Here is an 11955-nt window from a genome sequence, read left to right on the forward strand (position 1 = left end):
CTCCATGAATAGAAACTTTGTTAGCGTTCATGATAAAGCGGTGTCCGACATCAAAGAACTGCATGACGCAAACGGACAAAGGTTTTAAGATCAAAGTTCGATCGACGGCCAATATCATCGTGTCTTCGGCCGACCATGAAAATTCGTACTAATTGTACGTCCACCAGCGAGCAATCTATGCGCGACCTGCGAACACTAGCGAACATCTTCACGTTCTGTGCGTTTTCTTTGTGCACTGCGCAGATCGTTGCGGCACAAACTCCTGCCCATTCATTGACCATTGGAGAGAACTTCGTCGATCCGATTGGATTCTATGATGCGTCTCCAGTGCTTTCGTGGAAGCTGCCGGTCAATGAGAAAGTGAAATCGCAATCGGCGTACCAAGTAATCGTGACGTCGCAGCCAGCCGGCAGCTCTGAGAACTCAACACTGTGGGATTCGGGAAAGGTTGTTTCTGATCAGTCAGTCTGGGTTCAGTACGAGGGTCCGGAGCTGAAATCGAGGCAGCGGATCTTCTGGCGAGTCAAATTTTGGGATCAGGACCAGCGAGAATCTGACTGGAGCAATGAGGCCAGCGCCGAAATGGGTTTGCTTTCCAACAGCGACTGGAAAGCCAGCTGGATTGAAGTGCCGCGAACCAACGTGGCGACTGACAGGATCAAAGTGCTCAAGGCCGTATACGGAAATCGTGATGGAGACGAACCACAAGTTGTCGACGTGGCTGATCGACTGAATCGCGCTATTAAAAATAGTGGCCAACCCGTTCGCGTTGTTCCGCGGAGGCTTGGCGGTGATCCGGCTCATGGAAAGCCGAAAACGTTGTGGGTTGAATACGAAGTTAACGGCGAGAAAAAATCAGCCGTCGTCAAAGAAAACAGGTCCTTCGATCCGTTCCCGCCGATCATCGCTCAACCAGGCTATTACTTTCGACGTGAATTCGACGTCCCGCGGAAGGTCGTTAAGGCGAGGCTGTACGCTTCTGCGCTGGGAATCTATTCGTTTTACCTCAATGGCAAACGAGTCGGCGACGACGTGCTTTCGCCGGGCTACACGACGTATTCGAAGCGTACTGAAACGCTGACTTATGACGTGACGCCGTTGGTTCAGAAAGGTTCCAATGCAATCGGGGCTTCTCTGGGTGAAGGCTGGTACGCGGGCAATTTACTTCTTCGCAAACGCAAAGAACTTGCGGGTTTGACTCCAAAATTGCTGGGGCAACTTGAGCTAACTTACGATGATGGAAGCGTTCAAACGGTCTCAACTGATGAACTGTGGAAAGGCATGGATGCCGGTCCACTCCAGGCGACAGGGTTCTATCACGGCGAAGACTACGACGCGCGAAAGGAACTTGGCCAATGGTCAAGCGTTGGTTTTGACGACAAGGCGTGGAAAGCAGTTACGGCCAACGCGATTGAAGCCAAACCGTTGTTGGTTCCCAAGCGTTTGCCTCCGGTCAAGGTGAAACAGGAAGTGGTGGCGGTCGCAGTGACAGAACCGGAAGCTGGAAAATTTGTGTTCGACTTTGGTCAGAACCTTGTTGGTGTGCCAAAAGTGACTCTTCCGGTTAAAGCCGGTGAGAAAGTCCTGTTTCGGTTCGCCGAGATGCTTGAGAAAGACGGCACGCTCTACACGACCAACTATCGCAGTGCCCGTTCGCAAGCCAGTTACATTGCCGCGAAGGATGGCGAGATCCAATGGCAGCCGGAGTTTTCGTTCTTCGGTTTCCGCTACCTTGAGGTCAGCGGTCTGACGCAGGGCGATCAGCTGAGTACGGAAGCGGCCGTGGCGATGGTCTACCACACCGATTTCGAATCGTCTGGTTCGTTTACTTCGTCTCATGAGAAACTGAATCAGCTGCAGAGGAACATTCGCTGGGGGCAAATCAGTAACTTCATTGATATTCCCACCGACTGCCCGCAACGCGATGAACGGCTTGGTTGGACGGGCGACGCACAAGTCTTTTGCCCGACGTCTTTCTTCAACTACGACGTGCACTCGTTTTGGGCTCGCTGGTTGCAAAGTGTTCGGGATGATCAGACGGAAGAAGGAAAGATTCCGCACACGGTTCCGGCCACGAACTTTGGCGTTGCAAGTCCCGGTTGGGCGGATGTGATTGTTACGGCGCCGTGGGATGTTTACGTGCGAACGGGAGATCAGCGGATTCTGACAGACAACTATGACGCCATGAAGCGTTGGCTGGCCGTTTACGAAAGAGAATCCGAAGGCCTAATCCCAAAGACGCGCGGATTCGGAGATTGGCTGCAGCCCTACACGAAATCCGACAACAAGGGCGACACGGCTCAGGACTTGATCGCGACGGCTTACTTTGGACGCGATGCACGCATCTTGAATTGGACGGCGGATGCGCTCGGCAAGACTGAAGATGCAGAACGCTTCGAAAAACTGCACGCCGATATTCGACAAGCCTTTACGAAGCGATACTTCTCAAGCGAAGAAGCGGTCGCTGGCGCTGACACTCAGACGGCTTGCTTGATGGGTTTGGCTTACGATTTGATTGAGCCAGAAGCCAAGGACGTCGCAGTCTCGCGGTTGATGAAAAAGTTTGAAGAGGCCGACCGCCATTTGCGAACCGGCTTTCTGGGTACGCCACTTTTGGCGCCGGTCTTTGACGAACTTGGACAGGCTGACATTTGTTACGAGTTGCTGTTCAAAGAAAGCTATCCCTCCTGGTTCTTTCCGATTAATCAAGGAGCAACCACCATGTGGGAACGCTGGAATAGCTATAGCCACGCGGACGGATTCGGAAACGCGAACATGAATTCGTTCAATCACTACGCTTACGGTGCCATTGGACAGTTTATGTACGAGCGAGTCGCCGGCCTTTCACCTGACCCAAAGAATCCCGGCTACAAACATTTTTACGTTCGCCCGCTAATTGGTGGCCCGCTTGAGTTTGCTTCGGCACAGCTCGAAACACCTTACGGGGTAGCAAAAAGTGGCTGGAAGAAATCCAAAGGTTCCCTTTCGGTTGAAGCCGTCGTTCCACCAAACACGACGGCAACGTGCGTTTTGCCAACAAGTGACCGGGCCTCTTTGGTCGTAAATCGTCAAGCTGTGGGTGAAAACGAACTGATATTCATCCGTGACGCGAATGGACAACTGAACGTGACCGTCGGTCCTGGGACCCACATGTTTATAATCAGGAATTGAGCACGGAGCGTAAGTCCAATGCGGGAATTCATTTGCCCATTCGTTTTCTCGCTCGCGCTCCGTGTTCGGTTCCGTTAACTTAAACCAATTCATCCAGACACGGGAATCAAGATGGCAATCGAGAGACGAGATTTTCTCCGTACAGCTACGGCTGCCGCAATTGCAGCAACCAATCCATATTGGTTTACAAGCCCTTCATCGGTAGGCGAACTTTATGATGACGATCTGACGATTGCTGCGATTGGCGTTGGCGGCAGTCGCGGTCGATACAATCGCGGTGGAAAAGTTGCACGGCAAGCGGCAAAGTTCGGAAAGATGATTGCGGTATGCGATGTTGATGAACTTCACAACGACGAGTTTAACGCAGACAAGTTGTTTGAAGGTAAGCTGAAAAAATACATCGACTATCGAAAGCTGATTGATGCTGAAAAGCCGAACATTGTTGTTGTTGGAACAAATGACCACTGGCACGTACCAATCGCGACCTATGCTTTGCGGGCCGGTTGCGATGTCTATTGCGAGAAGCCGCTTACACTGACGATCGACGAAGGCAAACAGATATGCAAAGTCGTTAAGGAAACCGGCAAAGTCTTTCAGGTCGGCACGCAGCAACGAACCGAGATGGATCGCAAATTCCTGAAAGCCATCGCAATGGTTCAGGCTGGCTATATCGGCGACAACGTGAAGGCTCATATCGCGATCGGAACAGCGCCCGGAGAAGGCCCCTTCGCTAACACACAAACACCGGAAAAATTACACTGGGACTTCTGGCTTGGCCCGGCTCAATCAGCTGAATATTCGCTTGAGCGACGCAAATTCTTTCGATGGTATCTAGAATATTCTGGCGGGAAGATGACGGATTGGGGCGCCCACCATATCGACATCGCACAATGGGCGATTGGAATGGATCAGACCGGCCCGGAAGCGATCAGCGGCACTGGTAAATTTGGAAACGTTGTACCAGAAGGATTCGATTGGGTTAGTTTTTTTGAAGGCAAGGAGAAACTGGAAAACGGGTACAACGCGGCCACGAAATTCAGCGTCGATCTAACTTTCGCAAACGGATCGGTACTCAACGTGAATGACGAATACGTCTCGGACGACGGGAAAACGAAATTCCCTAACGGAATTCTGTTCGAGGGCAGCCGTGGCCGAATTTTTGTTAACCGAGGGAAACTGACGGGTAAGCCGGTAGAGCAATTGACTGCGTCCGATAACAGGAATCTGGAAGAAGCGATCGCCAGACTTTATAGAAACAAACCGATCACAACGCACATGCAGAACTTTTTCGAGTGCGTGAAGGACCGCAGCGAGCCGATCTCTGATGTTTACACACACCATCGAACCATGACCAGTTGCCACATGTGCAACATTGCGCTAATGGTGGGCGAGAATTTAAGATGGGATCCGAAAACCGAAGTTTTCGTGGGCAATGAAGTGGCCAACAACCTGATGGCTCGCCCGAGCCGCAGCAAGTTTTTGGCTGAGGTCAGTTAGCGTTTGGGTGCCATTGCCACGCTCGTCTTGGCAATGCCAAATCCGTCTGCGCCTGATTCAGTAAGCAATCTTGAACCGAGGCATGCTCACGCGTTTGCGTGAAGCATGGCACCCCAAACTCGACAACACAAACGACTACGCGAACAATTTGAGGATGAAATGATCGATTGGAATAAAACAATTTACCTGTGCTTGTTGGCTTGCTGCCTTTCGGTTGTCGGAAGCGGCGAGGCAATGGCCGTCGCCAATGACGGCGTTGCTGCAGACGACTCCAAGCCAATGAATATTCTGGTCCTCTACGCTGATGACTGGCGCAACGATACGCTTGGCGTTGCTGGTAATTCTGTCGTCAAGACGCCTGTCCTCGATGATTTGGCCAGAAATGGAGTTCGATTCACGCATAACTGTGTGACAACATCGATCTGCGGGATCAGCCGTGCCTCTTTGTTCACTGGGCAGTGGATGTCGCGGCACGGAAATCGTTCGTTCAAGCCTTGGAAGACGCCTTGGGAAGAAACATTTCCGGGGCTGCTTCGGAGCAACGGCTACCACGTTGGGCATGTCGGAAAATGGCACAACGGAAAGTTCCCAAAAGAGAACTTTGACTTCAGCACGTCTTACTACGGCAAGCACTGGCTCGAGCAGCCTGATGGGTCAAAGATCCATGTGACTCAGAAGAACGAAAACGATGCGCTCGAGTTTCTGCGAACCAAGCCAGACGACAAGCCGTTTTGCTTGACCGTTGCGTTCTTTGCTACGCATGCCGAGGACAGTAACCCGCTGCAGTTTCTGCCTCAGCCAGAAAGCATGGAACTGTACAAAGATATTGAGATTCCTGTGCCATCAAACGCGACTCAGGAATCATTTGATCGACTTCCAGAGTTCGTTGGCAACGAAAAGAATGAAGGGCGAAACCGATGGCATTGGCGATTCGATACGCCTGAAAAATTTCAGACGATGATGAAGAACTATTACCGGTTGGCGACTGAAGTTGATTCGACGTGCGGCAAGATTCTGGCAGAGTTGGAAAAGCAAGGTCTCAAGGAAAATACGCTGGTGATTTTCACGACAGACAACGGCTATTACCACGCGGAACACGGGTTGGCCGACAAATGGTATCCGCATCAGGAAAGCATTCGCGTCCCGCTGATCATTGACGACCCACGAATGAAAGAAAGCTTGCGAGGCAAGACAAACGATGACTTGACCCTCAACGTCGATCTGGCCCCGACAATCCTTACAGCCGCTGGAATCGAAACGCCTGCGACGATGCAGGGCACCGACATGAGTCCGCTTTACCTTGCCGGCGAAAAGCCACAGTGGCGCAAAGATTTCTTCTACGAACATCCGATGCTCAAGAGCACCGATTTCATCCCGGCGTCTGAGGCTCTTGTCACCAAAGACTGGAAGTACTTTTACTGGCCCGAGTTCGATCGGGAGCAGTTGTTTGACCTAAGGAGCGACCCCGCTGAAGAACACGACCTTGCGAGTGATCCAGCATTCAAAGAGCAGTTAGTTCAGATGCGGAAACGGTTTGCGACCTTGAAAGTAACAGCAAACTGAAACGGAAATTTCTCACCCACTCCGCGCCCAAAGCGGTGGTTTGTTGCGCACTGCCACCCCGAAGGATGTCGCTATTTGACAATTCCTTAGGTTTCAACGCGGCCTTTTCAAGTTGGGCCTATCGCATTGCTGGCTAAGCAACTGGGCGACCAAGCTACTCAAGCCCGAACATGAAGTTTGTGGTGACGGCCCTACTTTAAGAAGACGTGGAACCTCCAGCACAGATCATCGAACTTCGACCAGCTATTTTCTTCAAGCGAATTCTTTGCATGAGACCTTCGAGCCGAATGCGATAAGTGATGGAGCCTGCAATAGCCCGGCATCGCCACATTCGGGGAAACATTTGCGGACCTTCGGCAGAAAACGGCACTCCGAACCTTGGTTTTCCATTCGTCTCCACGCGACGATTTCAAATCCCTGTTGCCTCGAATATCCACGAAGGTTGTTCGGGCAATTTGAAAACCGTTGCCCCATCTATCCGCATTCCCAGCTGATGAAGAATTGGTCACCGAACCGCGACAGCTGGTCAATTGCGAGAGAATTGTTGGAGCTAATGCTGGCCGTGAATCGCAAAAGAGACCTTGCCATTGACTGTCGCAATTTGACATGTCTTTCACCGTTTCAGGGAGCAAGAAAACCCGTAATATAAAGCATGAGGCTGTAGTCGACGCGTAAGGGCCTAGCATTTCACATCATTTCCTTACGGCAACATTTACGGCAACTCAGTTCCGCCCTTATAAAATTCGGAGATCGTCATGAGAAAAAACAAAGGACTTGTCCATCGCCAAGCGTTCACGTTAGTTGAACTGCTGGTTGTCATTGCCATCATTGGCATTCTGATTGGAATGCTTCTTCCTGCCGTACAACAGGTTCGCGAAGCTGCACGTCGAACCGAGTGCTTGAACAATTTGCGTCAGACGGGATTAGCCGCCATCAATTTTGAGTCGGCGCATATGCATTTCCCAACGATGGGCGCCATCAATGGCTCGTTCTTTCGAGGCGGACTGGATCGACCCACACGAGGCGTTGAAAACTTCAGCTGGATCTATCAGATCTTGCCATTCATGGAGCAGCAGAATCTTTCGAATCGGCGAGCTACCACTGGCGGGCTGGGAGTCGACGCGAATGGCGACTCGCTTGTAGGAGAATCCATCCCGAACCTCAGCTGTCCTTCACGCGGAGAGCGATTTTTCATCACGATTGCGCTCGAACCCGGGCAACACTTTATCTCCGATTATGGAGGCTACTGGACCACAAACAACGACGCGCAAATATTGACAGGCAATGCCCAAACGCCAACAACTTCGAATCTTGCCGCAGCCCAACCAGGCAATGATTGGAAGACAACGCGTTGGCGTGGCATTATCGTACCAAGCGGCGAATTTGTCGCTGATTCAACGGCACCAGGTGGGTTTGCGTTGTCAAAGCATAGTGATGTCGGTTACGGCAGCCTGCAAGACGGCTCGTCGAATACGCTTATGTTCGGCGAGAAAGGTGCTTGGTCATCGCACTATAGCCCGGTTCAGAACAGTCGGTATCCATTTGACAATAACTTTTTCGGCAATCTCGAAAACAGAGGAATCCTGGGGCCATTTCACGCTAACAACCGGGGGAATTTTGCAGGAACTGGCAGTACGGTTTCTGGTTATGCGGATACCGAACGAACCCTCTCACAGTTGGGTGGATTTGGTTCAGCTCATCCTGGCACATTTGGTACCGTGTTGGGCGACGGCTCAACACATTCGGTTTCAATGGATGCTGAGCGTCTTAGCTTCATCCAGCTTGGAATTCGCAATGATGGCGACGTCATCAACATCAAGGAATTGTAAATGACAATTTGCATGCGTGTTTGAGAAGTACTCGCTCCCGATGGTTTTGTTTCCGTCGGGGGCTCTCAAGTTGGCAAGTGCGTTGAGTGATAGTTGTCATCGGTGTTGTCGATGCAACGGAAGCAAGATTTAGATAAAGGTTTTGAGATGAAATTGGGTCTTTTACGCTGTAGTTGCTTCTTGCTTTGTTTTGTCGGCTTAGCCGTTGGTTGCGGTGGCGACAAAACGATGGACACCTTTAAAGAGATGAACAAGTTGAACATTTCAAAGCTTGCCAACTCTTACGTCATGTTTGCAAGTGTGAACGGCAATGTTGGTCCCAAGGACGCGGAGGAATTGAAGAACTTCATCAAATCTGACGATCGCGTGCCGCCACGACTTGGTTTGTCCAGTAGCGAGCTGGATAATCTGGATGCCATTTTCATCAGCGACGCCGACGACGAGCCGTTCAAGATCCGTTTCGGCTTGAAGATTCGAGTGGATGAAGATCGCTCTCCGCTGATATTTGATGCAGTTGGCGTTGGTGGAATGCGGCGTGTTGCATTGGCCGACAACCAGATCCTCGAAGTTACCGATTCGAAAAAATACGATCGCATGTGGGAAGGGAACATGTCAGCGAAAGAATCCGGTCCTGACGAAACAGAAATCGATGAGGCATTGGAAGACGAATGAAACAGATGTGAGTTTTCACCCACATGCTTTCTGTCTGATCCATATGGGCTGTGCCAGGTGCACCTCTCGATGGAGGGCGGTGACGCTGAATCGATACAGAGAAACGCTTTCGCGTTGAATTTATATTAGAGGAAAAGATGAGCAATTTGCGAGACACCGCATCCATCGAGAAAGCATTTCAACATGCCAAAGATCGCTACGCCGCTTTAGGGGTCGACGTCAACGTGGCGCTAAAAGCACTTGAGTCGATTCCGGTATCGGTCCATTGTTGGCAAGGGGACGATGTTCAGGGTTTTGAGCACGACAGCGAGAAGCTTGGAGGCGGTATCGCAGTAACGGGCAACTACATCGGAAAAGCGAGAAGCATCGACGAGCTCCGTTCGGATCTCGAAAAGGCATTCTCCTTACTGCCTGGAAAGCACCGCCTGAACCTTCATGCGATCTATGGGGAATTCATCGCTCCGACAGATCGAAATGAAATCGGCCCCGAGCACTTCCAGGGCTGGATCGATTGGGCTCGACAACAGCAAGTCGGCCTGGACTTCAATCCTTCATTCTTCTCTCACGAGAATGCGAATGATGGTTTCACGCTTTCGCACACGGATGCCGGAATCAGAAACTTTTGGGTTGAGCACGGAATCGCTTCGCGCCAAATTGGTGAAGCTTTTGGTGCTGCTCTGGAAACGCCATGTGTCACGAATTTCTGGGTGCCAGATGGTTTCAAGGATACTCCAGCGGACCGAAGAGCACCGCGTGAAAGGCTCGCCGCGTCACTCGACGAGATCTTCGCCCAAGAACTTGATCCTCAACGCCACCTCGATGCGGTCGAATGCAAACTGTTTGGCATTGGATCTGAAAGTTATGTTGTCGGTTCGCATGAGTTCTATCTGGGCTATGCGATCTCAAGAAACAAGCTACTTTGCCTGGACGCTGGGCACTTCCATCCAACGGAAGTGATCTCCGACAAAATCTCCAGCGTCATGATGTACCTTCCGGAGATTCTCTTGCATGTGAGCCGCGGAGTCCGATGGGATAGCGATCACGTTGTTACCTACTCGGATGAATTGCAAGCGATCGCGCAAGAAATTGTGCGTGGTAACTACCTTGATCGCGTTCATGTTGGTTTGGACTTTTTCGACGCCAGCATCAATCGCGTTGCTGCATGGGTGATTGGCACGCAAAACATGATTAAGGCATTGTTGACGGCACTGCTTGAGCCAACTCAGCAATTGAAGCAGTTGGAAATTGAAGGCGACTACACTAGCCGCCTCGCGATGATGGAAGAACTCAAGTCGATGCCGTTTGGGGCCGTTTGGGATTATTACTGCCTTTCCTCTGGAGTTCCGATTGGACTGGAATGGCTCGAGTCGGTGAAGCAGTACGAAAACAGCGTCCAAAAACATCGCAGCAACATTTCTGAAACGGTTTAGCCAATTGTAAGTCATGCCATCCTGCTACACGCCGTGCATTGCCAAGCTTCTACTTCAAACAGCCAAACTAGTTCATGACTGATAAAACATCTGATTCCGGTGGTGAGTTCGAAAGAGAACCCGTCTCTGAAAATGCGTTGCTTGGTCAAAGCAAATTCTGGGGCATGTACGCCGGTGAACATGCTGCCGGCACCGAGTTCATGATCGGACCGCTGTTCCTTTCGGCTGGAGCAAGCCTTCAGGATCTACTCATCGGGTTGCTGTTGGGAAACATTCTGGCTGTGTTGACGTGGCGTTTTCTGGTGGCACCGATAGCCATCGCAAAGCGAATGACGCTCTATTATCAGCTTGAAAGGATTACTGGCGGCTCGCTGGTGAAGCTATACAACTTCATTAACGGAGTTTTGTTCTGCTTTCTCGCTGGAGCCATGATCACGGTGTCAGCAAGTGCCGTGGGGATTCCGTTTGGGATCGACTACGCCGTCCCAGAAGCCATGTTTGGACTTGGAGCACCGTCTTTCACGGGCCTTGTCGTGCTTGTTGGTATCGTCATCGCGATCGTGGCCGCAGCGGGCTATTCAACAGTTGCGCGATTCGCCAACATTGCTGCTCCGTGGATGATCGGCATTTTTGCGGCCTGCGGAATCGTGTCGATGGCTCAGATGGGAGCAACGGATTGGTCGACGATCTCGGAAGGAAAATGGTGGACCGACGCAATTGACTTTGTTCAGTCGAAAGATGGTGAGAAGAGCTTTCCATTCTGGCAGATTGTAGTCTTCGCCTGGCTGTGCAACGGAGCGATGCACTTTGGGATGGCAGACCTTTCGATCTTTCGATTCGCCAAAAGCCGCAACGCTGGCTGGGCTCCTTCGATTGGAATGTTCCTCGGTCACTACATGGCTTGGATTGCTGCCGCGTTGTTGCTTGCTGCTCAGATCAAACTTTCGCAAGACCATGCGGCCAACCCCGGAGCTCTCGCTTGGGGAGCACTTGGCTGGACCGGGATCCTATGCGTCGTAATCGCCGGTTGGACAACGGCTAATCCGACGATCTATCGAGCTGGGCTCGCATTTCAAGCCATGATTCCGAAGAGTTCCAGAACGGTGATGACTTTGGTCGCCGGAGCTGTGGCAACGGTCGCAGGTGCTTTCCCCAATCTATCGGCACAACTGCTGGGCTTTGTCGGAACCTACGGCACCGTTCTGGGTCCGATGGGAGCCGTGATCTTCGTCGACTTCTGGCTGATGAAGAAGTTCGGTCTCGAAGACGAATATTCAACCAAAACAAATCAATCGATCAGCATCCCGGTACTGGTTGCATGGCTGCTCCCCGTAAGCGTTGGGCTCTATCTGATTTTCTGGCAGGGAATCTTTGCAGCCTATGCCGTGGTCCCGTGCTGGATCGCCTGCGGCGTGATCTACCTCGTGCTGAGCAAGATGACGCAAACCAAAGTTGACGCAAAAGGAGCCGAGTCATGAGTCCAATTGCAAAGCTCGTATCGTTGGTCGCGTTGATCGTTACCGTTGCCCCAAGCCTGCTCTACTTTTTCGGGGTCCTCAGCCTTGATGCCATGAAGTGGATTGCGTTAGCAGGAACGATCGCCTGGTTCGTCTCAACTCCGATGTGGATGGGGCGAAAGCAAACTGGCTAGATGGCGACACTCGTTGGTTGCACCGCAATTCACTTCGCAAAAAGGGTGCCATCTCACGCGCAGCATGAGCATGAAATCGCGAGGCAATCCCTCCGGCACCCAAATAATACAACGACATGCTCACGCAAGCGTGAGACATGGC

At 51.5% G+C, this 11955-nt stretch carries 8 protein-coding genes; all 8 read left to right on the plus strand.

The window, feature by feature from the left end:
• The first annotated feature begins 177 nt into the window (after nucleotides 1-177).
• The 8 genes from MFFC18_RS13030 (at nucleotide 178) to MFFC18_RS24960 (ending at nucleotide 11813) form a co-directional block, all read left to right on the plus strand.
• Nucleotides 178-3171: an alpha-L-rhamnosidase gene (locus MFFC18_RS13030; protein ID WP_075082935.1), complete on the plus strand. Its 2994-nt coding sequence runs from the start codon at nucleotides 178-180 to the stop codon at nucleotides 3169-3171.
• Nucleotides 3172-3282: 111 nt separating this feature from the next.
• A complete protein-coding gene (locus MFFC18_RS13035) occupies nucleotides 3283-4668 on the plus strand; it encodes a Gfo/Idh/MocA family protein (protein ID WP_075082936.1) in 1386 nt (461 codons plus the stop codon).
• 234 nt (nucleotides 4669-4902) lie between these two features.
• Nucleotides 4903-6231 (plus strand): sulfatase family protein, encoded by a 1329-nt coding sequence (locus tag MFFC18_RS13040; RefSeq protein ID WP_168211114.1) that lies wholly within the window; start codon nucleotides 4903-4905, stop codon nucleotides 6229-6231.
• Between the two features lie 755 nt (nucleotides 6232-6986).
• The gene (locus MFFC18_RS13045; RefSeq protein WP_075082937.1) at nucleotides 6987-8060 is read left to right on the plus strand and encodes a DUF1559 family PulG-like putative transporter; all 1074 of its coding nucleotides are present in this window, start codon (nucleotides 6987-6989) and stop codon (nucleotides 8058-8060) included.
• Nucleotides 8061-8288: 228 nt separating this feature from the next.
• A complete protein-coding gene (locus tag MFFC18_RS13050; RefSeq protein ID WP_148618860.1) occupies nucleotides 8289-8732 on the plus strand; it encodes a hypothetical protein in 444 nt (147 codons plus the stop codon).
• Nucleotides 8733-8869: 137 nt separating this feature from the next.
• Nucleotides 8870-10162, plus strand: coding sequence for an L-rhamnose isomerase (locus tag MFFC18_RS13055; protein ID WP_075082939.1), 1293 nt, complete (start codon nucleotides 8870-8872; stop codon nucleotides 10160-10162).
• Between the two features lie 74 nt (nucleotides 10163-10236).
• Nucleotides 10237-11640: a hypothetical protein gene (locus MFFC18_RS13060; RefSeq protein WP_075082940.1), complete on the plus strand. Its 1404-nt coding sequence runs from the start codon at nucleotides 10237-10239 to the stop codon at nucleotides 11638-11640.
• Nucleotides 11637-11813 carry a hypothetical protein gene (locus MFFC18_RS24960; RefSeq protein ID WP_168211091.1) on the plus strand — a complete coding sequence of 59 codons (177 nt, stop codon included), beginning with the start codon at nucleotides 11637-11639 and terminating at the stop codon, nucleotides 11811-11813. Before MFFC18_RS13060 ends, MFFC18_RS24960 begins: the two co-directional genes overlap by 4 nt.
• Nucleotides 11814-11955 lie beyond the last annotated feature (142 nt).

Source organism: Mariniblastus fucicola (genome assembly GCF_008087665.1).
Lineage (GTDB): Bacteria > Planctomycetota > Planctomycetia > Pirellulales > Pirellulaceae > Mariniblastus > Mariniblastus fucicola.

What these genes read in the sequence shown, in the direction of transcription:
- MFFC18_RS13035 (WP_075082936.1), top strand. Translation starts at nt 3,283, where the DNA reads ATGGCAATCGAGAGACGAGATTTTCTCCGTACAGCTACGGCTGCCGCA.
- MFFC18_RS13055 (WP_075082939.1), top strand. Translation starts at nt 8,870, where the DNA reads ATGAGCAATTTGCGAGACACCGCATCCATCGAGAAAGCATTTCAACAT.
- MFFC18_RS13060 (WP_075082940.1), top strand. Translation starts at nt 10,237, where the DNA reads ATGACTGATAAAACATCTGATTCCGGTGGTGAGTTCGAAAGAGAACCC.
- MFFC18_RS13045 (WP_075082937.1), top strand. Translation starts at nt 6,987, where the DNA reads ATGAGAAAAAACAAAGGACTTGTCCATCGCCAAGCGTTCACGTTAGTT.
- MFFC18_RS13040 (WP_168211114.1), top strand. Translation starts at nt 4,903, where the DNA reads ATGGCCGTCGCCAATGACGGCGTTGCTGCAGACGACTCCAAGCCAATG.
- MFFC18_RS13030 (WP_075082935.1), top strand. Translation starts at nt 178, where the DNA reads ATGCGCGACCTGCGAACACTAGCGAACATCTTCACGTTCTGTGCGTTT.
- MFFC18_RS24960 (WP_168211091.1), top strand. Translation starts at nt 11,637, where the DNA reads ATGAGTCCAATTGCAAAGCTCGTATCGTTGGTCGCGTTGATCGTTACC.
- MFFC18_RS13050 (WP_148618860.1), top strand. Translation starts at nt 8,289, where the DNA reads ATGGACACCTTTAAAGAGATGAACAAGTTGAACATTTCAAAGCTTGCC.